Here is a 24,888-nt window from a genome sequence, read left to right on the forward strand (position 1 = left end):
GGGGACAAAGCGCGCCGGACGGCGTACGCGAAACGGTGGGCGAATCGCGTCAAAACGTGGCGTAAACGACGGCAAACCCGTGCGGGGTGCACGGGTTTGTTAATCGCAGCACATCCGGGGGCGAACGCCCCGGCTCAGCGGCGTAGCAGCACCCTGCGGGTCGCGCGGGCCAGCCGGGCCGTCGGGCGCTGCGAGAGCGGCGTCGGGCCCGAGCGCTCCCGCCACCACTGCCGTACCGCGCGGAGCACGTCCGCGTCGTCGGGGCGGCCGGTGAGCAGCACATGCTCGGCGAAGGAGAGCGCGTCCCGCCGGTAGCCGTCGGTCATCGGGTTGCCCTGCGCGTACGCCACGAACGTCGGCCGGTACGACGATCCCAGGATCTCCGGAAGCTCCGGCGCCACCTTCGCCACGACGTCCGCCCGCTTGGCCGCCAGCGCCCGCGCCTGTACGCCCAGCCGCACCCGGTCGAACCCCTCGGGCACCGGTGTCCCCGCGACCAGCGCGGACAGCAGCGCGGCCTGCGCGAGCCCGAGCCGCTGCCGCGCGACGGGCTCGGCCTCCTCGACGGGCGCCGGCGCGATGGCGGGCACCTTCGCCGCGGAACCCCGCACCTCGGCCTTCTCCAGCACCCCCCGGATCGCGCCCAGCTCCCGCTCCAGCTCACCCGGCTCGGGGAAGTTGTCGTCGCGCTCCAGGAGGACACCCGGTGGGGTCACCCGGGAGGTGAGGTCGGCGAGGATGTCGAGGACCGGCTGGGGGACGGGGTGGGCGTGGCTGTCGTGCCAGACCCCGTCGCGCTCGAAGCCGCCCGCGACATGGACGTACGCGATGGCCTCGACCGGCAGCTCGTCGAGCGCTTTCGCGGGGTCCTCGCCCCGGTTGACGTGGTTGGTGTGCAGGTTCGCCACGTCGATGAGGAGCCGGACGCCGGTGCGGTCGACGAGGTCGTAGAGGAACTGCCCCTCGGTCATCTCCTCGCCCGGCCAGTTGATGAGCGCGGCGATGTTCTCCAGCGCGAGCGGCACGGGCAGCGCGTCCTGGGCGATACGGACGTGCTCGCACAGCACGTCCAGGGCGTCCCGGGTGCGCGGCACCGGCAGCAGGTGCCCGGCCTCCAGCAGCGGCGACGCGGTGAGCGCGCCCCCGGCCCGGACGAACGCGATGTGCTCCGTGACCAGGGGGGCGCCCAGTGCCTCCGCGCGCTCCGCGAGGGAGCGCAGGCGCTGCGCGTCGGGGCGGTCGGCGCCGCCGAGACCGAGGGAGACGCCGTGCGGCACCACCGTGACGCCGTGCTCCCGCAGCCGCAGCAACGATTCGTCGATGTGACCGGGGCAGACGTTCTCGGCGACGACCTCGACCCAGTCGACACCGCCCTCCGCCCCGGCCATGCGCTCGACGGCGTCGGCGATCTCCGGCCGCCAGCCGATGCCCGTTCCCAACCGTGCGATCTGTTCCATCGTCTCCGCCCCCTCCTCGGTCACGTCGGTCACGGCTGCACCAGGACCCTTGTGTCTCTCCTCACGGCGGACCCGTGTTCCGGCGTGACGGAGTCATGGCCCCGGCAGCCGGGGCCGAACCCCGTGGAGGGGACCTTCAGAGCAACATTTGAGCTTTCCGCCCGAGCCGTCGAGCCCGGCCGCTACTGGACCTGAACCGTGCCCTGGTCCTTGTTGATCTCCTCCGGGTCCGGACGGCCGGTGGGGACCGGACTGTTGTTGAAGGGCGACGGGGTCGACTTCACGTCCGGGTTGGTGGACGGCACCGCCGGCGGCGCGGCGGGCGGCACCTGGCCGGGGACGGGCGGCGCCGGGCCGGTCGGGCTGGCGGTACCGCTGACCGAGTTGTCGGCGATCGTCGCGAAGTCGACCTCGCCGGTCTTCTCCAGGATCGTGATGTGGTCCAGCACGGTCTGGTTGGCGTCGGACGCCAGCTGACGGATCAGCGTGTTGCGGGTGGAGTTCCGCACGGAGGCGATGGCCGGGAAGATCTTGCCGTGCGCGGCCCGCAGCAGGTTCGCCCAGGTCTTGTTGTACTCGGCCTCGGTCTTGCTGGCGGTCATCTGGTCCAGCCAGCCCTGCTGCTCCGCCGTCGGCTGGTTGGGCAGCTCGACACCCAGCTTCGCCGCGATGACCCGCGACCGCTTGTCGAGGTCGGTGTGGCCCACGATCAGGTGGTCGGCGGCCTCTCTGACGGTCGCGCTGCCGCTGCGCTCCAGTGCCTGCTGCCCGGCGGGCAGCTCCCACAGTCCCGCCAGCCGCACCCGGATGAGCAGGTCGCGGTCGCCGGGGGTGAGCGGCCCCCACTGGGTGGTCACCGTGTCACCGGTGAGCGCCGCCGCGGCCGTGGCGTTGCGGTTGGGGTACGAGTAGAAGATGGGGTAGGCGACCGCGGTGAGCGTGCCGGCGATCGCCAGGGCGACGAGGACAGAGCCCTTGGAGCGTCGCAAATGAGCCTCCCGGAGGAAACCAACTGATCGTTGGGGACTGAACGTTGCTGGGGGTGCGGGTGATGACCGCGGGGTGTGCCCGGTCCGGGACCGCGGAACGGGTCGGTGCCCGAGCCGCGGCCGGAGCCGCGTCAGATGGTGCCGTTGGCGATCGCGTCGAAGTCGACCTGGCCGGTCTTCTCCAGCACCGTGATGTGGTCCAGCACGGTCTGGTTGGTGTCCGAGGCCAGCTGGCGCACCAGGGTGTTCTCGGTCATGTTCCGTACCTGCCCGATGGCCGGGAAGATCTTGCCGTGCGCGGAGCGCAGCAGGTTGGCCCAGACGCGGTCGAACTGGTCGTCGGTCGCGTTGTCCATCTGGGCGAGGAAGCCCTGCTGCTGCTCGTTCGGCACGTTCGGCAGCTCGACGCCCATCTGCGACGCCACGGCCCGCACGCGCTCGTCGAGGTCCTTGTGGCCCACGATCAGGTGGTCGGCCGCCTCCCGGACCTCCGGGCTCTTCGACCGCGCCATGGCCTTCTCGGCGGCGGGCAGTTCCCACAGCCCCGCGAGCCGGACACGGATGATCAGGTCCCGGTCGGCGGCCGTCAGCGGCCCCCACTGGGTGTTCACCGAACTGGCGGCCATGTTGGCCTGGGCGGTGCCGGAACGGTCTGTGTAGGACCACATCGGGAACGCCAGCGCGCCGACGGTGACGACGAGAGCCAGGCCGGCGTAGACCGAGCCGTTGAGACGAGGCAAAGTGATCCTCCCGGATGATGCCAACTGGTCGTTGGGACAGTTGCTTGGCCAGTACCGGGAAGTACGTGTGGGGGGCCGGAGTTGTTCAACGGGCTTTGAACCGGCTGAGTGCGGGCGGTCGGGGCGGTCGGGGCGGTCGCCCGGCGCAACGCGTGCCGGACGGCCGCCCGTTCGCTACGGAAGGTTTGCCAGTGGGGCTCCCTGGGCGGTGCACCGGCGGTCGATGCTGTCGGTCGCGGCACCGAACCGCGCGGCGTCCTCGTCCCCAGCGGCGGTGAAGAGTTCCTGGAAGGCCGTGGCGAGCGGGATGTCGCCCGCCTGCAGAGCGAGTTGCACCGCTTCGTAGAGCTGGGCGTCGGCCTCGGCCGGACTCAGAGAGCCGAGGGAACCCAGGAGCCCGTCGAACTTCCGGCAGGCCGCCGCCGAGGACGCGGCTCCGGCATCGGCACCGGCCGTACCGGTACCGGCCTCGGACGTCTGCCCGGTGGGGCCGACGACGAGAGCGAACCCCACGACGAGGGTCGCCGGGAGACAGGCCAGGGCGATCGTGAGCCGCCCGTCCGGCACCGTGAGGCGTCGTATGTGCGCGGACGGCTCGGGGCCGCCATGGTCGACCCGCAGGCGCGCCACGGCCAGGGAGACCGTCACGCCCGCGAGCGCGCAGAGAGATCCTCCGGTCAGGATCCGCAGCAGTGTGTCGCGGACGAGAGACAGCGGAAGGTCCAGTGCACAGGGGCCCGGAACGATGGCCAGGACATCGGCGCAGCCGGCCAGGACGACGCCGGCGAAGAACACCACCGTCAGCAGACAGCCGGTCAGGAAGGCGGTCAGCAGGGCGAACGGGATCGCGAGTCGGTCGTGGCGGCGTGCCCGGAACGCCACGGCGGCGGCGATCCCCTGGAACAGCATCGCGGCGCCGATCTGCCAGTAGGCGAAGGCGAGGACGAATCCGTCCTGGCCGCGTACCGCCTGGCTCACACTCGCGCGCAGCACCACCCGCTCCAGGAGCTGCAACCACGCGAAGGCTCCGGCCGTCGCCGCACTCGTCGTCAGGACATGCCCGGCCCACCCGGTGTCGTACGACGCCCGACGGCGCCACAGCGCGGCGACCGGGAACAGCCACACGGCCACGAAGGCCATGACGAGCGGCGTCCACTGGGTGAACCGCAGCGTCAACGGATGTTCCACGAGGGCCCACAGCCAGAAGGGACCCACCGGTGCCGAGGCGCTGACCAGGCCGTACAGGTCACGGGCGGAGTCGTGGACCGGTTCCAACCCGTCGCCGGCGTCGTACAGCAGCATCCACCCGCTCAGGAGCACCGCGAACGGCAGCGCGGCGGCGAGCAGCCCTGCCTGCCAGACCTTTCCCGGCGGACGCTCCCCGATCGCCTCCCAGAGCGCGGCCGACCGGGCGATCCACGCCGACAGCGCCACCATGAGCGCGCACAGCAGGAGGGACCACAGCAGGGCCGCCGGTCCCGGCAGGAGAGACCGGCCCGTCAGGACGATGCCGTTCTGGGGCGCGAGGGGCCCGCCGAGGACCAGTCCGAGACCGAGGCCCAGCCCCGGCAGCAGGGCCGCCCGGGGGCCATCGCCGAACAGGGCGGCGCGCCAGACGCCGAGGCCGATCACGGCGAGGGCGGCGGGTGCGCACAGCAGCACGATCGTCCAGCGCGCGTCGAGGGCGTCGAGCCGGTTCGCCATCAGCCACAACAGGGTGAGCAGCCCGTTCGCCGCGACCGAGACGGCGAGCCCGGCGGCCAGGCACTCGGTGAAGCGGAGCCGGAACAGCTCCCGGGGCCGGACGATCTCGGCCGCCCGCGCGGCCCCGGACGGGTGCAGGGCGAGCGGCCCCCGGCGCCACCAGGGCACGGGACTGTGGGAGGCACGACCGGATTCGGTGGCGAGCACGTCGAGCAGTCCCGGTCCCGCGCCCCAGACGGCAGCCCGTACATCGGCGCCGTACTCGCGGTGGCGCAGCACGGATGTGCAGGTCGTCCAGACGAGGGCGACCAGTACCAGGGACCGCCAGAGCACCGAGAGGACGTTGTCCGCCGGTGTGCCGATCAGTGCGACGGCGAGCGGCAGCAGGCCTGTGGGGACGAAGGCCAGGGCCAGGGCGACGGTGAGGTAGGTGACGTCGACGTCCTTGTTCCGCAGGTGCGCCAGTTCGTGCAGGACGACGGCACGGGCGCGCTGCGGGGCGAGGACGAAGGCCGCCACCGTGCCCTGGGCCAGCGCCACACGGTGTCGCCCGCTCCGGCCGAAGGTGTACGCGTCCACCTTGCGGTCGTCCAGGTCGCTCACCAGGAACTCGGGAGGTCGTGACAGGCCCGCCTCCCGGCACAGCGCGTGCAACAGGGGCAGCAGCGGTGCCAGATCGGGGTCGTGCGGCGACACCGGCTCCAACCGCTTCCATCGCGTCAGGAACGAGGGGAGCAGGATGTGGATCGCCGTCGCGGTCAGCACCAGCAACAGGATCCCGCCGAGCACCCACCATGCCTTCTCCCGCTCGTACGGGGCGATGCACGACAGGAAGTCCCGGGTGTAGGACAGGGTGTCCGCCGCGGAGGGCTGATCCGCCGGGGCGGCCGCGCAACGGCGGTAGACGGCGACGGCCCGGTCACGGTCGGGTGAGAACGTGAAGTAGAGGAGGTTGTGGATGAAGACCATCGTCCCCAGAAGAGCGGTGACGACGAGGACGAAGCGGAACTTGGCGCCGCTGGGCAGCGCGAACGGGTCGGGCGGGGAGGGGGACACCGGGACCGCCGCCGGTCACCGGCGTACGCGGGCCGCGCCTGCCAGAGCGTCGGCCAGCAACCGGGCCTGTGCCTCCCTGAGTTCGGCCCGCAGCAGCGTGCGGTACGCCTCCTCGCGCAGCCACTCCACCTGGTCGGGGCTCAGCGGGTCGCCCGTGTCGGTCCCGCCCTCGTCGCCGGTCCGGCCGAACACGCCGCCGAGCCACCTCCGCACGGCGGTGCCGCTGCCGTCGGCGAGGTTGGCGGCGAACGCGCCGATGAAGGAGGAAAGCGCCCCCTGCACCATCGCGAGGGCGAACGGGGTGAGCAGTACGACGACCTCGGCGCCGCCGGCCCCCAGCATGCTCTCCTTCGACCCGCCGCCGTCACCGGCCGCCTTCTTCAGCGTTCCGGCGGGATCCCGGAAATAGGCCCGGCTGTTCATTCCGAACAGAACCATTTCGTGGGGTGCGACCTGGGAGATGACCTTTCGGGTCACCTCGCGCACCACCTCTTCGTCCACCACGTCGAATTGATCGCTCATGGACGCCCCCTTGTTCATGAATGCGGACTAACCGATCTGGCGTACATAACTCACGCCGTCCAGCATGAGCATCTCGAATGCGTAGCCGTATTCGTTTCCGATGTCGGACTGCTCGATGTACCAGCTCTCGTAGACGATCGGCCCTCCCGCGACATGGAGGGTCATCCGGGAATCCTCCACGACCGCCGGCCCCTCCAGGGTCTGGCGGTTGTTGTACAGCAGGCTCACGGTTCCGTCGGCGGAGAAGGTGATCCGGTCGACGCGGGCGGAACCCTCCCCGTCCCCGTCCCACACACCCACGAGTTCCGCGGGCACCTGTCCGACGACGGTTTCCTCCTCGGGAGGCGACTCGACCTCTTCCGGTTCTTCGTCGGGGACGGAATCCGCCGGGCCTTCGGTCTCGATGAGATCCGTGGGCTCCGTCTCCGTGGGCTCCGTGGGCTCCGTGGGCTCCAGGGATTCGCTGACCGGTGTTCGCGGGTCGTTGTTTCCGGAATCATCGGATGGGCGGTCCTCGCCGCATCCGGTGAGCAAGGAAAAGAGCAGGGCCGCGACAACGGAACCCCTGATCAAGGAAATATCGATGATGTCCCCCCGATGCATCGAGCCAGACGCGGGCGCAATGATGGCATGCCCGGTTTCTATTCCACTCGGGGTGGAGTCCACACCTCATCGACGGAAGCGGTCGAAATACTTCCGTCCGGCGTGCAGAGATGATCTGAAAGTCGTTAAATCAGGGCGCGAGATGGCTCAGGAGCGCAACGCGGGATGGTCCGCGATCACCGTGGTGGAGCCCGGGGCGATCTCCGTGAAGCCGGCGTCGCGGACGACGGGGAGGCCGGCCGTGGTGAGGGTCTGCCAGTGGGCCGGGGCGGCGGTGCGGACGGCGAGGGGGAAACCGGAGTCCCGCCAGGTGGCGCGGGCCGTGTCGTCGAGGTCCCACCAGGCGAGCTGGGCGCCGTGGCCGGCCTGGGCCATGGCCTTGCCCGCCGACATGGCGACCTCGGGGTTCAGCCAGAGGACCGGGGTGGCGGGATCGGGAGCGGCCGGAGGCTCGGGGTCGTCGAGGTCCGTGCCGGAGACCTGGAGGCGGGCCAGGTCCTTGGGCCAGCCGTCGAGGGGGACCGGCGGGAAGACGCGCACCTCGGCCGACTTGCCCGCCACCGTGATCCCCGGCAGCGCCTCGGCCCGCCGCCACTCCGCGCCGCGCGCCCGCCGGACCACCTTCCGGATCCGGGCGTCCTGCCAGCTCCGCATCGCCTCGGCCCACTCGCCGTCCCCGAGGGACCGCTCGTCGCTCAGCATCACCAGCACGGCCCGCGCCGCCGTCTCCAGCGCGTCCGTACGCGCCGGGGGCGCGGCCTTCTCGATCCGCGCGACCAGCGGCAGCACGAACTGGGGCGCCTCGTCGCGCGCGGTCCGCTCGTCCCGGAACGGGCTGTCCTGGGCCGCCGGGCCGTCCTGCGTGGGATCACTGGTGGTCACGCGCCCAGTCTGCCAGGCGGAAGACCCGTTCCCGGGACCGGTACTCGTCCGCCTGTACGAGGATGGGGGCATGGAACGTGAGTTACTGCTGAGGCTGGAGGGTGTCGGTCGCCGCTACGGCTTCCGGGGCGACTGGGTGCTGCGCGGCGTCGACCTGGACATCGCCCCCGGCACGCTGACCCGGGTCGAGGGCGCGAACGGCACCGGCAAGTCGACGCTGCTGCGCGTCCTCGCCGGGCTCGACGCCCCCACCGAGGGCCGGGCCACGGGCCGCCCGCGCACGGCGTACGTCCCCGAACGCTTCCCCGCCGCGCTGCCGTTCACCGCCGCCGAGTACCTCACCCATCTCGGTGCCGTGCACGGCCTGGACCGTCCGGCCGCCGCCCGCGCCGCCGCCGAGTGGCTGGAGCGGTTCGGAGCCGCCGAGTACGCCCGTACGCCGATGGGGGAGCTGTCCAAGGGCAGCAGCCAGAAGGTCGCCGTCGCCCAAGCCCTGCTCGCCGCACCGGAGTTGCTCGTCCTCGACGAGGCGTGGACCGGCCTGGACGCCGACGCGCGCGAGGAGCTGGAGCGGGTGGTGGGGGAGCGGACCGCCTCCGGTTCCGCCGTGGTGTTCGTGGACCACGACCCCCGGCGGCTGGCGGGGGCGCCGGACGCGACGTACGCGGTGGTGGGGGGAGCGCTCGAACTCCGGGTGTCGCGGGGCGACGACTCCTCGGTCTCCGTGGTCGTCGAGGGGCGGGGTCCCGCAGACGCGCAAGTCCCGGAGGGGGTGGGGAAGTTGGCGGCGTCCGTCGAGAAAACGGCCTACGGCACCCATCGGTTCACGGTCCCGCAGGATGGATCCGACGAGCTGCTGCGGGCGTTGTTGGACGCCCGACCGCCGTGGCACGTGGTGAGTGTGACGCCGAAACCCGCGCCGGTGCCCGCACCCGCGCCCGTGCCCGACCCGAGACCGGAAGCGACGCCGGAAGCGACGCCGGAACCCGAACTGGAGAGCTCCTGATGACCGCCCTCCTCCGCTACCAGGCGGCGCTGCTCGTCCGCTCCCAGCGCTGGCTGCCGCCTGTCATCCTGTACGCGGCGTTCCTCGGCATCGGGGTGCAGAGGGGGCAGCCGGTGCTCGACTCGCTCGGCTACACGGCCGCCGCGCTGCTGCCCGTCTCCGCCTGGCTGATGCGGATCTGTGTCACCAACGAGCCACCGGCGGCCCGCAGTTGTACGGGCGCGGCGGCCGGACCCGGCCGGGCGCACCTGGCCTGTGTCCTGGTCGCGTTCTCGGCGGCGGCGCTCCTCGGGACGGCGGCTACGGTCCTCGTCACGCTCATCAGCGCCCCCACCAGCACGGACCACCAGACCCGCGTCGAGTCGCTCCCGGCGGGCGGCGCCGGCCTGCTGGCCGCGCTCGTCTGCGCCCTCCTCGGCACGGCGGTCGGCGCGCTGACGAACTGGCCGCTGCTGCGTTCGCGGGGCCGGGCCGTGCCCGCGCTCCTGCTGGGCGCGCTGCTGGCCCTGGTGGTGGCGGGCTCCCCGGCGCGGGCGGCGGTCACGGCCCTCGTCGAGGGCTCGCGGCACGCGACGATCCCGGTGCCCGTGCTGCCGCTGCTCGCGGCCGGGCTCCTCGCGGCGGCGGCCACGGCCGTGGCCTGCGCCCTGACGCGGCGCCGCTCAGCCTGAACAGGCGGTCCGCTCGGCCTCCTGCCATTCGCACACCGGGCACAGGGTGATTCCCTTGTGGGACTCCGGATACTCGGTGGGCTTCTGGCACAGGACGCACTCGGCGAAGGGCGGGCCGGCGGCAGGGTCAGGGGTGGCCTGGGGGGCTGTCTGAGCCGCGGGGGGCGTCTGTTCGGTGCCGCAGTAGTCGCTCATGTCGCTCATATGTCCAGCGTAGAGGGACGGCTTCGGGGCCTGCCGGGGCTCAGGGCGCTGTCGCCGTCGTGGCTCCGACCAGGTCGGACACCTTCACGAAGCGGTAGCCGCGTGCCCGGAGCACCGGCACGATCTTCCGTACGGCCTTCTCCGTGACCGGGGCGCCACTCCGTGTGCAGTGCATGACCACGACCGACCCCGGCCGCACCCCGTCCAGCACCTCCCGCACCACGTCGTCCGCGTCCGTCGCGAACGCGTCCCCGCTCACCACGTCCCACTGCACGGCCGTGACGCCGGACGCGCTGAGATTGCGCAGCGCCCGGCTGTCGTAGCAGCCGCCGGGGAAACGGAAGTACGGCATCGGGTCCCGGACACCCGCCTCGTGGAACACCCGGTAGGCCCGCTCCAGGTCCGCGCGCATCCGGCCCGGGGCCATCGTGGGCAGGCCGTGGCAGTTCTCGGTGAAGGCGTGGTGGCTGTACGAGTGGTTCGCCACCTCGAACAAGGGGTCCCGTCCGATGGACCTCGCCTGGATCGGGTACTCCTCGACCCACCGCCCCGTCATGAACACCGTGGCCGGAACCTTCAGCTGGCGCAGCGCGGCGATCAGCTCCGGGTTGTCGAAGCGTTCGCCCCCGGCGGCCCGCTCCCCTTGATCCGCGGTCATGTCCGCGTCGAAGGTGAGCGCCACGGTCTTGTCCGTACGGCTCCGGAGGCCGTGCTCGAACACCGGGGTCAGCCCGGCCGGGCCCGGCGCGAGTGTGGGGGGCCGGGAGGACGACACGGCCGAGGGGCTGGCCGTGGCGTTGACGATGCGCGTCGAGGCCTGCGGGCCGCCACAGGCGGTGAGAGCGGCGAGTGCGGCGCCGAGCGCGGTGATTCTTCGTACAGGTCTGATCACCGCATGAACGTACGGCGATGGGGTCGAAGGATTACGGAGCGTCCGGCCCGAAGTCACCCGCCCGGGCGACGAACGGGGCCCAGGCGGCGGGGGAGACCGCCAGCTCGGGGCTGGCGGGCAGCTTGGAGTCGCGCACGTGGATGGTGGAGGGGCAGGCGGCGACTTCGACGCAGTCGTCGCCTTGGGCGCTGCTGTACGTCGACTTTCGCCAGGCGAGCGCGATCTCGACGCAGTCGTCGCCCTGGTCGCTGCTGTAGCTGCTCTTGGCCCAGTGCAGTTCAGCGGTGCTCATAGCTCTCCTCGCATTCGCTTCAACAGGCCCACGGAGTCATGCGGGGAGAGGGCCTGCGAACGCAGTCTGGCATAGCGGAGGGAGAGCTTGGCCACCTCCTTCTTGTCAGCGATGAGGCGCCCGCTCTCCTGTCCCTCGGAGTACGCGTACCGCTGCGCATCAGGGGTTTCGAGGAGGCGGATGGGGCCGGCCAGACAGGCGTGGTGCTCGGTGCGGGCAGGCATGATCTGGATGGTCACGTTGCGCAAGACGCTTGCTGCCAGCAGGTGGTCGAGCAGATCGCGGCACACGTGCGTGCCTCCGAGGCGGCGCATGAGCACGGCCTCTTCGACGACGAAGTCGAACGTGGTCCTGGGTTCGTCGTGGAACAGCTTCTGCCGCTGCATTCGAGCTTTGACGAGGGCCTCCAGTTCGTCGTCGGGGAGCGGAGGGACGTCCTCGTTGCACAACGCCCGCACGTACGACTCCGGTTGCAGCAAGCCCGGCACGAGGCGGCACTCGTACGTGCACAAGCTCACCGCATGCCGCTCCAGCTGGGCCCACCGCCGGAACCACGATGCCAGGCCCGGCTGTCGCGAGACATGCTTCGCCGCCCGCAGCAGCGCCCCCGTGTTCCCCAGTACACGGTCCGCCCGTTCCACGAACACCTCGTCCGCCATCCGCCTGCCCAACTCGATCGAGGCGACCGTATGGACGCTGTACTGCACCAGCGGCGCGAACTGCTCCCGCGTGTACCCGTGATGCTCCCGCAGCGCCTGTACGAACGCCCCGAACGTCTTCAGACTGTCGGACGGGTCCGGCTCCCAGTCCACGCTCACGCTCGGCCACCTCCAGATGAGTCGGATCTCCCCACCACCAACTCACCCAGAGTCACGAACGGTTACGCGTACTGTCCATCGAACACACATGTACGGCGACGGGCCGTACACCTCGGGTCACCTACGACGCCAAGGCCCCGTCACCGCGAACGTCGTGCCCGGGGTGTAGCAGTTGACGTACATCGTGTCGCCGTCGGGGGAGAAGGTGACGCCGGCGAACTCGCCCCATTCGGGGGCGTCCGGGGTGCCGATGTCCTGGGCGTTGCGGGCCATGGCGTAGACGTCGCCGTGGCGGGTGACGCCGTAGACGTGCTGGGTGCCGTTGCCGTCCTCGCAGACCATGAGGCCGCCGGAGGGGGCGAGGCAGATGTTGTCGGGGGATTCGCCGGGGAGTTGGAGGTCGGTGTCGGGGCCGAAGGCGATGACCAGGGTGAGGGTGCGGTGGTCGGGGTCGTAGCGCCAGATCTGGCCGTAGTGGTCGGCGGCGGAGCCGTCCGCGCTGCGGGCGAAGGAGGAGACGAAGTAGACGCAGCGGCCGCCCCAGTAGCAGCCTTCGAGTTTCTGTGCGTGGGTGATGCCGCCGGGGCCGAAGTCCTGGTGGCGGATGGCGGTCTGGGCGGCGAGGGGGTCGGGGACGTCGATCCACTCGATGCCCTCGAAGCAGGTGCCCGGGTCCTGGATGGGGGAGAGGTCGGGGACGCCCGGGACGCGCATGGCCTGGAGGCGGCCCCCGGCGCGGAGTGAACCCAGGCCGCCCTTGGGCCTGTCGGGGAGGAAGCGGTAGAAGAGGCCGAATGGCTTCTCGAAGGCGTCCTCCGTCTCGTAGACGACCCCTCGCTTCGGGTCCACCGCGATCGCCTCGTGTTGGAAGCGGCCCATCGCGGTGAGGGGGACGGCGCCCGAGCGGTGCGGGTCGGCGGCGTCGACCTCGAAGATGAAGCCGTGGTCCTTGGTGTAGCCGTTCGTGCCGGCCCGGTCCTCGGTCTCCTCGCAGGTCAGCCAGGTGCCCCAAGGGGTGGGCCCGCCCGCGCAGTTGACGGCGGTACCGGCGATGGCGACGCGCTCGGAGAGCACCTTGCCGCGGGCGTCCAGCGTCAGCGACGTACAGCCGCCCTTGCCCATCGGGTCGTAGGTGAGGCCCTCGATCGTGGGGACCGGGATACGGCCGTTGTGGCGGTTCTCGTGGTTGCGGACGAGGTGGACGCGTCCGTGGCGGCCGGGGAAGGCGGACATGCCGTCGTGGTTGCTGGGGACCTGGCCCTCGCCCGAGCGGAGGGGGTCGCCCTCGCGGGAGAGCACCCGATAGCGGAAACCTTTCGGCAGGTCGAGCAGGCCGTTCGGGTCGGGGAGCAGGGGGCCGTAGCCGGCGGAGTTGTCGAGGGGGCTCTGCGCGGCCGACGTACCCGCGAAGAGTTCGGACAGGGCTCCGGTGAACGCGATTCCTGCGATGCCCGCGCCCGAGCGGGCGAGGGCCTGACGGCGGGTCACTGACATGGGGGGACCTTCCTGTTGGCGGACAGGATGTGACCCGCCTGTGTGTATCACGTGGTTAACGCCGCGTGAACCACGCGCGTAGAGGGACGGGAGAGGAGTCGTGTGGGTGTCACTCGGTCGGAGGGGGCGGGGTCGGGGGTGACACGGGAGGTGGGAGTGGGGGTGAAGGCGGGGGTGGGGGGTCGGGTGGGGGGCCTGCCTGGGCTCGTTCCAGGAAGCGGAGGAGTTCCACCGGGAAGGGGAGGACGAGGGTGGAGTTCTTCTCGGCGGCCACCGCCACCACCGTCTGCAGCAGGCGGAGTTGGAGGGCGGAGGGGGTGTCGGCCATCTCCTTCGCCGCCTCCGAGAGCTTTCTCGACGCCTGTAGCTCCGCGTCCGCGTTGATGATGCGGGCGCGGCGTTCGCGGTCGGCCTCGGCCTGGCGGGCCATCGAGCGCTTCATGGTCTCGGGGAGCGATACGTCCTTGATCTCGACCCGGTCCACCTGGACGCCCCAGCCGACGGCGGGGCTGTCGATCATCAGCTCCAGGCCCTGGTTGAGCTTCTCGCGGTTGGAGAGGAGGTCGTCGAGGTCGCTCTTGCCGATGATCGAGCGGAGGGAGGTCTGGGCCATCTGGGAGACCGCGAACTTGTAGTCCTCGACCGAGATGAGGGCGTTCGCGGGGTCGACGACCTTGAAGTAGACGACGGCGTCGACGCGGACGGTGACGTTGTCGCGGGTGATGCCCTCCTGGGCGGGGACCGGCATCGTGACGATCTGCATGTTGACCTTGCGGATGTGGTCGATGCCGGGGATGACCATGGTGAAGCCGGGGGTTCTGGGGGTGCCGCGCAGGCGGCCCAGGCGGAAGACGACGCCTCGTTCGTACTGTTTGACGACTCGGGCGGCGGCTGCGACGTAGACGATGGCGGCGGAGCCGACCGCTGCGGCGGCTATGAGGAGGGATTCCAGCATGACGACCCCCTTGAGTCGTCCCGTATCGGTGGGATTACCACGATATGTCGGGGGTGGGGGCGTAGGCGAATGTCGGCGGGGGCGGGCTCGGCTGTGGCTGGGCGGGGGTGCATGGGTGCCCGGGGGCTGTGGCTGGGCGGGGGTGGGTCCCGCTGCTCGGCGGTGACGAGGCGCCGCCTGCGCCCACCCGTGCCGCCCCAGCGGCACGATTGCCCGCAGATGGGGGGCAAGCAAGCCGGGGCGGCACGGGCGGGATGGCTATCGCGAGGTCAGGACCTGGCTGACGTGGCCCTTTCCGGGTCGGGGACTGTCATTTTCACCGGTTCCGTGCCTGTGGTGCTGTGGCGGGATGCCCAGTTTTCGAGGGCGGTGCGGCAGGCGTGGTCCAGGTGGTGGAGGCCGGTGAGGTGGAGTTGTATGGGGCGGTCCTGGGGGAGGGATTCGAGGTTGTCGAGGATCTTCGGGAGGCGGAGGAAGGTCGCGTTGCCGGAGAGGTAGGCCTGGACCGGGCCCGCGCCCTTGTCGATGACCTCCAGCTTGATGTGCGAGGCCTCCCAGGCGGTCTTGGCCACGGAGAGGGCCAGACCGATCAGTACGCCCTCGAACATGTTGACCGCGACGATCGCGACGGCCGTGGCCACCAGGATCAGCGCCTCGCCCCGGTGGGTGCGCCACAGGGAGACGACCTCGCGGAACGGGATCAGCTTCCAGCCCGCGTGGACGAGGATGCCGGCCAGGGCGGGCAGCGGGATCAGGGCGAGGGCACCCGGCAGCAGGGCCACGAAGAGCAGCAGCCAGACGCCGTGCAGGACACGCGAGGCCTTCGTCTTCGCGCCCGCCTGCAGATTGGCGGAGCTGCGCACGATCACTGCGGTCATCGGCAGCGCGCCCAGCAGCCCGCACACCGTGTTTCCGGCGCCCTGGGCCATCAGCTCCTTGTCGTACTCGGTGCGCGGACCGTCGTGCATCCGGTCCACGGCCGCCGCGCTGAACAGGCTCTCGGCGGAGGCGATGAGCGTGAACGCGAGGATCGTGCCGAGGATCGCCACGTCCGCGAGCTGCCCGAAGGCGTCGAGGCCGGGCGGCTGGATCACGTCCAGCAGGCCCTTCACCTCGACGTTCGCCACCGGGAGGCTGAAGGCGAGGGTGGCGAGGGTGGCCAGCAGGACCGCCGCGAGCGCGCCGGGGACCAGCTGGACCTTCTTCGGCAGCCGCTTCCACAGCACCATCACGGCGATGGTGCCCGCGCCGATCGCCAGCGAGGCGAGCGCGGCGGTGGAGCCGAGGGCGTCGACGAAGGCACCGGGCAGGCCCGCGATCTTGCCGAGGCCGGAGGCGGGGGCCTTGAGACCGGCCGCCGCGTAGAGCTGGCCCGCGATGATCACCAGACCGATGCCGGCCAGCATGCCCTCGACGACGGAGACGGATATCGCACGGAACCAGCGGCCCAGCTTCAGCGCGCCCATGGCGAGTTGGAGCAGACCGGCGGCGAGCACGATCACCCCGAGGGCGGGCAGCCCGAACTGGCGCACCGCCTCGAAGACGAGCACGGTCAGCCCGGCCGCCGGGCCGGACACCTGGAGGCTGCTGCCGGGCATCAGTCCGGCGACGATGCCGCCCACGATGCCGGTGACCAGGCCGAGTTCGGCCGGAACCCCGGAGGCGACGGCCACACCGACGCACAGCGGGAGGGCGACCAGGAACACGACGAGCGAGGCGCCGAAGTCCTGTCGCAGATGGGGGAAGCGGGAGGGACGGGGGGACGAGGACGAGGGCGAGGGTGAGGGTATGGAGTTCATCTCGGACACCTGGCCGCCGGTCAGAGGGTCTCGAACGCGTCGGTGGCCGCGCGGTGTTCGCGCACGGCACCGGTGTGCACCTCGTAGTACCAGCCGCGCAGCCGCAGCCGGCCGTCCGCGAGGCGCTTCTCCACACACGGGTAGGAGCGCAGCCGCAGCAGCTGGCTGAGGACGTGGTTCTGGACGCCGTCGGCGACCGTCGGATCCTCGACCGCCCCTTCCGGGCGCGGGGTCGCGTGGGTCAGCCAGTCCCGTACGGCCGGTACGGCGTCCAGGTCGTCGCCGCGCACCAGGGCGCCGACGGCACCGCAGTGCGAGTGTCCGCAGACCACGATGTCGGTGACGCCGAGGACCTCCACGGCGTACTCGATCGTGGCCGTCTCACCGGTGGGGCGGTCAGGGGCGTACGGCGGGACGATGTTGCCGGCGGTGCGCAGTTCGAACAGCTCGCCGGGGCGGGCGCCCGTGATCAGGGCCGGGACGACCCGTGAGTCCGAGCAGGTGATGAACAGGACCTCTGGAGACTGGCCTTCGGCCAGCCTGGCGAACTCCTCAGGGCGCTGTCCGAACGTACGGGCGTTGTCGATGAGGGGCTGCATGATGTGGTGACTCCTCCTGGCGCGCCTCATGGCGCGTCGGGCTTGCACGACAGATGTGGGGGGAGCGGGTTCCGCCGCTCAGCAGCGGAGGACCCGCGGCACGGCCGGGGTGTGGGCCGTACGGGATCTCGATGCCCCGTGGTGCGGGGCCGAGGGCCGTTCGGGTCGGCTCGCGGTCGCCGGGTTCTCCCCCAGCGGCGGACACGCGGGCATGTTTCCGGGCTCGGCTTTGGCCATGGCATGACCAGACGTGTGCGCGAATGCGAAGAAAGACGCGGGAGTGAAGAACATGTGGACGAGTGAGGTGACGATTCGTGACGAAGCGCCGGTCGCGGCCGGTGTGCGTCGCAACATGAGCCTCCTCGCTGCCAGTTCTCGGTGTCTCCCACGCGTCGACACCTGCTCGACTTGGTCAACTGATGGTCAACCACTGGTCAAGAAACACGTTAACCCTGCAAAGTTGTTTGCAGGGTTAACTTAACGTTGCGAGCTGAAGAGAGCCTGAAAAGAGAGGGGAAGGTGGCCGGAAGTACCCCTTGACCTGGGCTGTTCGGGGCTGTTAGACGAGCCGTCCGGCGTCGCGCGCGAGGGCCGTGAGGCGGGAGATCGCGCGGAAGTACTTCTTGCGGTAGCCGCCGTTCAGCATCTCCTCGCTGAACAGCCGGTCGAAGGGCAGCCCCGAGGCGAGCACGGGCACCTCACGGTCGTACAGCCGGTCGGCCAGCACGACCAGCCGCAGCGCCGTCGACTGGTCCGGGATCGGCTGGACGTCCGTCAGACAGACCGCCTTCAGGCCGTCCGTGAGCGCGCCGTACCGGCTGGGGTGGACGCGCGCGAGGTGATCCAGCAGATGCGGGAAGTCGTCGAGCGAGGCGCCCTCGGTGGCGTACGCCGCCTTGGTGACCTGCTCGTCGGAGTACGGCGGCGGGGCCTCGGGCAGACCCCGGTGGCGGTAGTCCTCGCCGTCGATGCGCAGCGAGCGGAAGTGGGCCGACAGGCCCTGGATCTCGCGCAGGAAGTCGACCGACGCGAACCGGCCCTCACCGAGCTTGCCCGGCAGGGTGTTCGAGGTGGCGGCCAGGGCCACGCCCGCGTCGACGAGCTTGCCGAGGAGGGTGGAGACCAGGACGGTGTCGCCCGGGTCGTCCAGCTCGAACTCGTCGATGCACAGCAGACGGTGACCGGAGAGCGTCTGGACCGTCTTCTGGAAGCCGAGGGCGCCGACCAGGTTCGTCAACTCCACGAAGGTGCCGAACGCCTTGAGGGAGGGCTCGGCCGGGGTGGCGTGCCAGAGGGAGGCGAGGAGGTGGGTCTTGCCGACGCCGTAACCGCCGTCCAGATAGACGCCGCGCGGGCCCGCCGGGACCTTGGGGGCCTTCGCCCTCCCGAAGCCGAGGGAGCCGAGGAGGCCGCGCTTTCCGGCGCCGGACGCGTGCGCCCCGCCGAGGCCCGCCGCGAAGCCGCTCAGGACGCGGACGGCCTCGGTCTGGCTGGGCTGGTTCGGGTCCGGGATGTATGTGGCGAAGCGGACCGAGTCGAAGCGGGGAGGTGGCACCATCTCGGCGACGAGCCGGTCCGCGGGGACGTGGGGCTCACGGGCGCACAGGGACGAGGGGGCCGCTTCGGGTATCGGGCCGATTCCGGACACGGTGGCTGAGGACGACGACACGGTTACCGAGTCTAAGGGTCGTGCCAGACTGCACGACATGCGACGCCTGTTCCCTGTGACCGAAGAGACAGCGGCCCGGACACCGGACGCGACCGGTGGTACGGATGTGGCCGGCGGTACGGATGTGGTCGGTGGTACGGATGCGGCCGGTGGTCGAACGCCGGGTGGGGGTGGGGGCCCGGCGGGGGGCCGGCCGGCGGGTGCGGGAAGCGGCGGTGAGTCCGTGGGGCCCGAGAGCGGCTCGCGGACGGGCGGCGAGGCCGGCTCGCGAGCGGGTGCGGGCAGTGGTGGGTCGGCGGTCGCGGGGGTGCGTACGGGCGGCGGTGCGGATCTCGTCGATCGGGAGTGGGGGCTTGACGAGCTGGCGGTGGCGTATGCGTATCCGGAGGCGGGGGCCGGGGGGCGGGAGGCGTGGCTGCGGGCCAACATGGTGTCCACGCTCGACGGGGCCGCTCAGCACGGTGGGCGGTCGCAGCCGATCTCCAGCGAGGCCGACATGCGGATCTTCGGCACGCTTCGGGGGCTCGCGGATGTGGTGATCGTCGGCGCGGAAACGGTACGCCAGGAGGGGTACCGCCCCGCACGCGCGCGTGAGGCGTTCGCCGAGGCGCGCCGGGCCGCCGGACAGACGCCCGCGCCCGCCGTCGCCGTGGTCAGCGCGAGCCTGGACCTGGACTTCTCGCTGCCGCTGTTCACCTCGCCGCTCACCCCGACGATCCTGCTCACCGGGGCCGCCGCGGCCCCCGACCGGGTCGCCACCGCCGAGAAGGCGGGCGTGCGGGTGGTGGTCGCCGGGGACGGCATGGGCGTCGACCCCGCGCGGGCCGTACGGAGCCTCGCCGATCTGGGGCTGACCCGGCTGCTCAGTGAGGGCGGACCCCGGCTCCTGGGCCAGCTGATCGCCGCCGACGTCCTGGACGAGCTGTGTCTGACCATGTCACCGATGCTCACGGCGGGGGACGCCCAGCGGATCGCCGGGGGCCCGTCCGTGCCGGTGCCCAAGCGCTTCGCACTGGCGTCGCTGCTGGAGGATTCCGGGTACCTGTTCGGTCGTTACCGTCGTACGTGAAAGCGGGCGGAATCTTCCGTTCCGTTTAGCTTTCGCCGGGCACACTAGAACCCTGAGGAGTGAGGGCCCGCGGGGCCCTCCGAGGAGAAGGGCGCCTGTGGTGTCGTTCACGAGCGTATTGATGATCGAGAAGGCTCTGACGTCCGCGGACGTGGAGTTCGTCACGACCCTGCACGGCGACGAACGGGCCTCCTTCCATGTGCTGCTCCAGCCGCGCGGGAATCAGGCCGACCGGTTGCTGCGGGCCATCGACGACCTCGCCCTCGGGGAGCTGGACGAGGCGGCGCGGGAGGGGGAGACGCCGGAGGGGGAGCTGGCGCTCGACGCGGGGGAGCGGGCGCTGGAGGTGTCGTTGCAGGCGTTGCGTGCGGCCGGGAGTGCGGCGGAGGGGCGGTTGATCGAGGATCATCCGCTGGATGCGTTGAAGTCGCTGGTGGAGGAGGTTTCGGCGGATGAGGTGTTGGTGCTGACCGATCCGCATTACGTGGAGGAGTTCTTTCATCGGGACTGGGCGTCTCGGGCTCGGCACAAGGTGGGGGTGCCGGTTTTGAAGTTGTTCTCGCACGCGCGGGTGTAGTGGGGGCGGGGGGCGCCGTAGGGGTTGCTGTGCATTGCCGGGTGCGGGTGCGTCGTGGCTTGTCGCGCAGTTCCCCGCGCCCCTAGGCGGCGGCTGCGCCGCCGGCCCAGGGCGCGGTCCTTGGGCGGCGGTCGTACGGGCCCCATACGGCAGGCAATAGGCTGGGGGCGTCCGTCGGCTTCGTACGTCACCTGGAGAACACGCATGGCACCCGGCCTTCCCAGCGCCATGGAACGACCGCACTTCATCGGGATCGGTGGGGCCGGGATGTCGGGGATCGCGAAGATTCTCGCGCAGCGTGGGGCGAAGGTGGCCGGGAGTGATGCCAAGGAGTCGGAGACGGCCGAGGCGTTGCGGGCGCTCGGGGCCACGGTGCACATCGGGCACGCGGCGGAGCATCTCGCCGACGACGCGACCTGTGTGGTCGTGTCCTCGGCGATCCGGGCCGACAATCCCGAGCTGGCCCGCGCCGCCGAGCTGGGGATTCCCGTCGTGCACCGGTCGGACGCGCTCGCCCGGCTGATGGACGGGCTCCGGCCCATCGCCGTCGCCGGGACGCACGGCAAGACCACGACGACATCCATGCTGGCCGTGTCGTTGGGGGAGCTGGGGCTGCGGCCGTCGTACGCCATCGGCGGCGACCTCGACGTACCCGGGTCGAACGCGCTGCACGGCGACGGGGAGATCTTCGTCGCCGAGGCGGACGAGAGCGACCGGAGCTTCCACAAGTACGCGCCCGAGGTGGCGATCGTGCTCAACGTGGAGCTGGACCACCACGCCAACTACGCCTCCATGGACGAGATCTACGAGTCCTTCGAGACGTTCGCGGGGAAGATCGTGCCCGGCGGCACGCTGGTGATCTCCGCCGACCACGAGGGCGCTCGGGAGCTGACCTCGCGGCTTTCCGGGGTGCGTGTGGTGACGTACGGCGAGCGCGAGGACGCCGATGTGCGGGTGCTGTCGGTGGTGCCGCAGGGGCTGAAGAGCGAGGTCACCGTCCTGCTCGACGGGCGGGAGATCGTCTTCGCGGTGTCCGTGCCCGGGCGGCACTACGCCCACAACGCCGTCGCCGCGCTCGCGGCCGGTGTCGCGCTCGGGGTGCCGGCGGACGAGCTGGCGCCCGCGCTGGCGGCGTACACCGGCGTGAAGCGGCGCCTGCAGCTGAAGGGCGAGGCGCGGGGTGTCCAGGTCATCGACTCGTACGCGCACCACCCGACCGAGATGACCGCCGACCTGGAGGCCATGCGGGGCGCCGCCGGGGACGCGCGGATCCTGGTCGTCTTCCAGCCGCACCTGTTCTCCCGCACCCAGGAGCTGGGCACCGAGATGGGGCAGTCCCTGGCTCTCGCGGACGCCTCGGTCGTCCTCGACATCTACCCGGCCCGTGAGGACCCGATCCCGGGGGTCACGAGCGAGCTGATCATCGACGCGGCGCGCGCCGCGGGCGCCGATGTCACCGCCCTGCACGACAAGGACGAGGTGCCCGGCGCGATCGCGGGAATGGCGAAGCCCGGTGATCTCGTTCTCACCATGGGCGCGGGTGACGTGACGGACCTGGGCCCGCGGATCCTGGACCGTCTTTCCAGCTGAGTCGTGTGTGTTGTGTTGTGTCGAGTTGAGTTGAGGGGCTGAGGCTCATGTCGTACGACGTCGAGAAGCCGGACGAGCAGTGGCGCGCGGAGCTGACACCGGCCGAGTACACCGTGCTGCGGCAGGCCGGCACGGAGCCCGCGTTCGTCGGTGAGTACACCGACACCAAGACCAAGGGCGTGTACGCGTGCCGCGCCTGCGGTGCCGAACTCTTCACCTCCGACACGAAGTTCGAGTCGCACTGCGGCTGGCCGTCCTTCTACGACCCGAAGGACAGCGACGCGGTGGAGCTGCTCTCCGACCGGTCGCACGGCATGGTCCGCACCGAGGTGCGGTGCGCCCGCTGCGGCTCGCACCTCGGGCACGTCTTCGAGGGCGAGGGGTACGCCACCCCGACCGACCAGCGGTACTGCATCAACAGCATCTCGCTGACGCTGGCCCCCGAGGAGGGCTGAGAGTCGGGAGGAGCGGTTGACTACGTGACTACTGTGTGAAGGGTGTTGACGCGAGAGGTTTCTCGGACAGAGCCCGGGGGCCTGACGTGAACGGACTGGTCTACTTTCTGGCGGCCGCCGTCCTGTGGACCGGTACCGCCGTGCAACTGCCCGGCCTGTGGCGCGACTGGCGCGACCCGCTGAAACGCGCGCTCTGCACGGTGGTCTTCCTCGCCGGCCTCTGCTTCGCCCTCGGCGCCCCGCCCACCGTCGGACTCGTCAACCGGGCCGTCGGCGTGCCCAACGCCGCAGCGTGCGTCACCTATGGCGCCGTGAACGCGTTCTCCGCCGCCTCCCTCGTCCTGATCGTCCACTGGCGCGGGGCGGGCGACCCCGCCCGCCTGCGACAGGTCTCCCGCCGCTGGCTGCTCGCCTACGCCGTGATCGTCGTGGCACAGACCGTGCTCTTCGCCCTCGGGGACGCGCCCGTCGAGCGCCTGGCCGATTTCGACACCTACTACGCGGGCACCCCGTACATCCGCGAGATGATCGTCCTCTATCTCGTGGCCCACATGGTGGCGGCCTTCACCACCACGGTCCTGTGCTGGCGCTGGACCTTCCAGCTCAGCGGCTGGACGCGGCGGGCGCTGGCCGTGCTCGCCGTCGGCTGGCTGTGCACCAGCGCCTACGGCGTGCTCAAGACGGCCGCCCTCGTCGGCCGCTGGAGCGGGCACCACTGGGATCCGCTGAGCACCCGGGTGGCCCCGATGCTGGTCACCGCCGGGGCGGCCCTCACCTCGGCCGGGTATGTGCTGCCGCTGTTCGGGCCGCGGATCGACAGTCTCCTCGCCTTCCTGCGGCTCGGGCCGCTCTTCCGGCTCGTCGGCTCCCGGAACCACGGCCGGAACCGGCACCGCGTCCTGCTGTCCTGGCGGTCCCTCGGTGACGTCGAGCTTCGGCTGACCCATCGGACGACGGCCATACGGGACGGCCTGCGGGACGTCTCCGTGCACTTCGACGAGGCCGTGCGCGAGCGGGCGTACCGGCAGGCGCTCTCCCTCGGCTCCAGCGTCCGCGAGGCCGAGGCGATCGGGGACGCGGCGATGGTGGCCGTCGCCGCGGTGGTCGGCACGCGGGGGCGTGCCGGGGGGCTTGAGCAGGGGGTGCTCGACCGGGCCGCGTTGGAGGTGATCGTCGGGCTCGGTCAGGGGTACGTGGTGCCTGCGGATCGGGGGCAGGGGTTGGATATCGGGCAGCCGTCGTTGATTCGGATGTCTCGGGCCGTTCGGGCGGGGGTGGTGGAGAGGGCTGTGCGGGGGGCTGCGCGGGCGGAGAGTCCGTAGGTGTGGGGTGGGGTCGCTTTCGGGTGCGGGTTGGTGGGGGTTCTCGCGCAGTTCCCCGCGCCCCTTTAGGGCGCGGTGGTGTTCAGGTTGGTCAGGATGGTTCGCTCTTTCGGGGTGAGTGGGGGGCCTGACAGGGGTGGGAGGACGGGGCCCAGGGCTGTGGGGAGGAGCAGGGTGGGGTGGAGGAGGCGGAGGGCGTCCTTCTGGAGGGTGGTCACCTCGCACATGGCGGCCGAGACGCGGTACGAACTCGTGGCCACGCGGGACATCCGGCCGACGTAGGCGGAGAACAGCCGGTCGGCCAGTGTGGGGGACTTGCCGCGGACGCCGGGGAACCACTGGTCCTGGCCGACGGACATGGTCCACGCCGCGTTCACCACCTGCGCGGCGGCCCGCTGCGCCCGCCGCGCCAGGCCGGGCGCGCCGACGCCGGTCCGCTCCAGCTCCCGGCCCAGCTCGCGCGCGCCGAGCGCGGCCACCGACATGCCCTGGCCGTAGACCGGGTTGTACGTGGCGACGGCGTCCCCGAGCACCACCAGACCCTCGGGCCAGCGCTCGGACTTCTCGAACCAGCGGCGTTCGTTACGGGTGCTGCGGCTGAGCAGGACGTCCGTCAGCGGTTCGGCGCCGGCGATCAGTCGGCCGATGAGGGGGTGGCGCAGACCGCGGGCGAAGGGGACGAAGTCGTCGGGGGCGGCGGTGGGTTCGCCGCCCCGGGTGCCGCTGAGACTGACCAGCCAGCGGCCGCCCTCGATCGGCAGGACGAGACCCGCCCGGCCCGGCCGGCCGCCCGTCGGGTCCGCTGTGACGTTCGTCGGCGGGAAGTCCGCCGCGCCCGCGGGGATGCGGTAGACGCGGCTCGCGTAGACCACGCCGGCGTCCACCACGTCCTTGCGGATGCCGGTGATGCCGAGGTCCGCGAGCCAGTGCTCGACACGGGTGCCGCGACCGCTCGCGTCGACGATCAGGTCGGCGGGGAGGGTCTCGCCGGTGCCGGCTGCGGTTTCGGTTGTGGACTCGGTGCCGGATTCCGTGATGCGGATGCCGGTGACGCGTTCGGCGGTGCCCAGGAGGCCGGTGGCCGAGGCGTGGCGGATCTTGACGCGGGGGTTGGCGGTGAGGACGGCGTCGCGGACGGTCCAGTCCATCAGGTCGCGGCCGGCGATGAGCAGGGGATGGGTGTCGTGGTGGCGTGAGCGCCGGTACCAGCCCTGCGGGCCCAGCGTCACCAGGCCGGAGGTGAGGCCGCGCTCCCGGGCGCCCGCCGCCAGCAGCCGCTCGCGTACCCCGCCGCCGGGCACCAGCTCCTCGATGGCGGCACGGCCGCTGGGCAGGAGGATGTGGGCGTGGCGGCCCTGTGGGAGGCCCTTGCGGGGGCCGGGGGTGTCCACGAGCGCGTCGCGCTCCAGGACGGTCACCTCGTCGACGGTCCTGGCCAGGGCCGCGGCGGCGAGCATGCCGGCCATGCTCGCGCCGATGACGACCGCGGTACGCGGCATGGGTCCCCCTGCGGTCGGTGGAAG

General features: G+C 71.5%; 24 protein-coding genes. 7 read left to right on the forward strand and 17 right to left on the reverse strand.

Features of this window, described 5'->3' with window-relative positions:
* Nucleotides 1–134: 134 nt before the first annotated feature.
* The 7 genes from ACZ7MG_RS28460 to ACZ7MG_RS28490 form a co-directional block, all read right to left on the reverse strand.
* Entirely contained in the window at nucleotides 135–1,457 is a 1,323-nt protein-coding gene (locus ACZ7MG_RS28460) for an MbnB/TglH/ChrH family RiPP precursor modification enzyme (protein WP_471384954.1), read from the reverse strand.
* 182 nt (nucleotides 1,458–1,639) lie between these two features.
* Nucleotides 1,640–2,446: a DUF4142 domain-containing protein gene (locus ACZ7MG_RS28465; protein ID WP_471384418.1), complete on the reverse strand. Its 807-nt coding sequence runs from the start codon at nucleotides 2,444–2,446 to the stop codon at nucleotides 1,640–1,642.
* A 131-nt stretch (nucleotides 2,447–2,577) separates the two neighbouring features.
* Entirely contained in the window at nucleotides 2,578–3,186 is a 609-nt protein-coding gene (locus ACZ7MG_RS28470) for a DUF4142 domain-containing protein (RefSeq protein ID WP_471384415.1), read from the reverse strand.
* A 174-nt stretch (nucleotides 3,187–3,360) separates the two neighbouring features.
* Complete coding sequence (locus ACZ7MG_RS28475) at nucleotides 3,361–5,946, reverse strand: M48 family metalloprotease (protein WP_471384412.1); 2,586 nt, start codon at nucleotides 5,944–5,946, stop codon at nucleotides 3,361–3,363.
* A gap of 15 nt (nucleotides 5,947–5,961) precedes the next feature.
* Nucleotides 5,962–6,468 carry a hypothetical protein gene (locus ACZ7MG_RS28480; RefSeq protein ID WP_471384409.1) on the reverse strand — a complete coding sequence of 169 codons (507 nt, stop codon included), beginning with the start codon at nucleotides 6,466–6,468 and terminating at the stop codon, nucleotides 5,962–5,964.
* Between the two features lie 27 nt (nucleotides 6,469–6,495).
* The gene (locus ACZ7MG_RS28485; protein WP_471384406.1) at nucleotides 6,496–7,134 is read right to left on the reverse strand and encodes a hypothetical protein; all 639 of its coding nucleotides are present in this window, start codon (nucleotides 7,132–7,134) and stop codon (nucleotides 6,496–6,498) included.
* Nucleotides 7,135–7,218: 84 nt separating this feature from the next.
* Nucleotides 7,219–7,953, reverse strand: coding sequence for a peptidyl-tRNA hydrolase (locus ACZ7MG_RS28490; protein ID WP_471384403.1), 735 nt, complete (start codon nucleotides 7,951–7,953; stop codon nucleotides 7,219–7,221).
* 70 nt (nucleotides 7,954–8,023) lie between these two features.
* Between ACZ7MG_RS28490 and ACZ7MG_RS28495 the strand changes: the two genes are divergently transcribed.
* Nucleotides 8,024–8,959: an ABC transporter ATP-binding protein gene (locus tag ACZ7MG_RS28495; protein WP_471384400.1), complete on the forward strand. Its 936-nt coding sequence runs from the start codon at nucleotides 8,024–8,026 to the stop codon at nucleotides 8,957–8,959.
* Nucleotides 8,959–9,630, forward strand: a complete 672-nt coding sequence (locus ACZ7MG_RS28500) for an ABC transporter (protein WP_471384397.1) — start codon at nucleotides 8,959–8,961, stop codon at nucleotides 9,628–9,630. Before ACZ7MG_RS28495 ends, ACZ7MG_RS28500 begins: the two co-directional genes overlap by 1 nt.
* Here the strand turns inward: ACZ7MG_RS28500 and ACZ7MG_RS28505 are convergent.
* The 9 genes from ACZ7MG_RS28505 to zapE form a co-directional block, all read right to left on the reverse strand.
* Nucleotides 9,622–9,834, reverse strand: a complete 213-nt coding sequence (locus ACZ7MG_RS28505; protein ID WP_471384394.1) for a hypothetical protein — start codon at nucleotides 9,832–9,834, stop codon at nucleotides 9,622–9,624. The two genes, ACZ7MG_RS28500 and ACZ7MG_RS28505, sit on opposite strands and share 9 nt — an antisense overlap.
* Nucleotides 9,835–9,874: 40 nt before the next feature.
* Complete coding sequence (locus ACZ7MG_RS28510) at nucleotides 9,875–10,726, reverse strand: polysaccharide deacetylase family protein (protein ID WP_471384392.1); 852 nt, start codon at nucleotides 10,724–10,726, stop codon at nucleotides 9,875–9,877.
* 31 nt (nucleotides 10,727–10,757) lie between these two features.
* Nucleotides 10,758–11,018 carry a DUF397 domain-containing protein gene (locus ACZ7MG_RS28515; RefSeq protein WP_471384389.1) on the reverse strand — a complete coding sequence of 87 codons (261 nt, stop codon included), beginning with the start codon at nucleotides 11,016–11,018 and terminating at the stop codon, nucleotides 10,758–10,760.
* A complete protein-coding gene (locus ACZ7MG_RS28520; RefSeq protein ID WP_471384953.1) occupies nucleotides 11,015–11,830 on the reverse strand; it encodes a helix-turn-helix domain-containing protein in 816 nt (271 codons plus the stop codon). Before ACZ7MG_RS28520 ends, ACZ7MG_RS28515 begins: the two co-directional genes overlap by 4 nt.
* A 123-nt stretch (nucleotides 11,831–11,953) precedes the next feature.
* Nucleotides 11,954–13,330 (reverse strand): alkaline phosphatase PhoX, encoded by a 1,377-nt coding sequence (locus tag ACZ7MG_RS28525; protein ID WP_471384386.1) that lies wholly within the window; start codon nucleotides 13,328–13,330, stop codon nucleotides 11,954–11,956.
* 109 nt (nucleotides 13,331–13,439) lie between these two features.
* Nucleotides 13,440–14,285, reverse strand: coding sequence for a slipin family protein (locus ACZ7MG_RS28530; protein WP_471384383.1), 846 nt, complete (start codon nucleotides 14,283–14,285; stop codon nucleotides 13,440–13,442).
* 269 nt (nucleotides 14,286–14,554) lie between these two features.
* Nucleotides 14,555–16,084, reverse strand: a complete 1,530-nt coding sequence (locus tag ACZ7MG_RS28535; RefSeq protein WP_471384380.1) for a SulP family inorganic anion transporter — start codon at nucleotides 16,082–16,084, stop codon at nucleotides 14,555–14,557.
* A gap of 20 nt (nucleotides 16,085–16,104) precedes the next feature.
* Entirely contained in the window at nucleotides 16,105–16,683 is a 579-nt protein-coding gene (locus tag ACZ7MG_RS28540) for a carbonic anhydrase (RefSeq protein WP_086757627.1), read from the reverse strand.
* A gap of 559 nt (nucleotides 16,684–17,242) precedes the next feature.
* Nucleotides 17,243–18,352: a cell division protein ZapE gene (gene zapE / locus ACZ7MG_RS28545; RefSeq protein WP_471384376.1), complete on the reverse strand. Its 1,110-nt coding sequence runs from the start codon at nucleotides 18,350–18,352 to the stop codon at nucleotides 17,243–17,245.
* Between the two features lie 307 nt (nucleotides 18,353–18,659).
* On the opposite strand from zapE, the gene ACZ7MG_RS28550 reads away from it, so the two are divergent.
* From ACZ7MG_RS28550 to ACZ7MG_RS28570, 5 genes are all read left to right on the forward strand, one after another.
* A complete protein-coding gene (locus ACZ7MG_RS28550; RefSeq protein ID WP_471384951.1) occupies nucleotides 18,660–19,421 on the forward strand; it encodes a pyrimidine reductase family protein in 762 nt (253 codons plus the stop codon).
* 121 nt (nucleotides 19,422–19,542) lie between these two features.
* Nucleotides 19,543–19,998, forward strand: a complete 456-nt coding sequence (locus ACZ7MG_RS28555; protein ID WP_471384950.1) for an indole-3-glycerol phosphate synthase — start codon at nucleotides 19,543–19,545, stop codon at nucleotides 19,996–19,998.
* 204 nt (nucleotides 19,999–20,202) lie between these two features.
* The gene (gene murC, locus ACZ7MG_RS28560) at nucleotides 20,203–21,588 is read left to right on the forward strand and encodes a UDP-N-acetylmuramate--L-alanine ligase (protein ID WP_471384373.1); all 1,386 of its coding nucleotides are present in this window, start codon (nucleotides 20,203–20,205) and stop codon (nucleotides 21,586–21,588) included.
* 47 nt (nucleotides 21,589–21,635) lie between these two features.
* Nucleotides 21,636–22,043 carry a peptide-methionine (R)-S-oxide reductase MsrB gene (gene msrB, locus ACZ7MG_RS28565; protein ID WP_471384371.1) on the forward strand — a complete coding sequence of 136 codons (408 nt, stop codon included), beginning with the start codon at nucleotides 21,636–21,638 and terminating at the stop codon, nucleotides 22,041–22,043.
* 86 nt (nucleotides 22,044–22,129) lie between these two features.
* Nucleotides 22,130–23,365, forward strand: a complete 1,236-nt coding sequence (locus tag ACZ7MG_RS28570; protein WP_471384369.1) for a DUF6545 domain-containing protein — start codon at nucleotides 22,130–22,132, stop codon at nucleotides 23,363–23,365.
* Nucleotides 23,366–23,430: 65 nt separating this feature from the next.
* Here ACZ7MG_RS28570 and ACZ7MG_RS28575 read toward each other — a convergent pair whose 3' ends face one another.
* Nucleotides 23,431–24,864 carry an FAD-dependent oxidoreductase gene (locus ACZ7MG_RS28575; protein ID WP_471384367.1) on the reverse strand — a complete coding sequence of 478 codons (1,434 nt, stop codon included), beginning with the start codon at nucleotides 24,862–24,864 and terminating at the stop codon, nucleotides 23,431–23,433.
* Nucleotides 24,865–24,888 lie beyond the last annotated feature (24 nt).

Source organism: Streptomyces sp. NPDC107538, assembly GCF_055657445.1.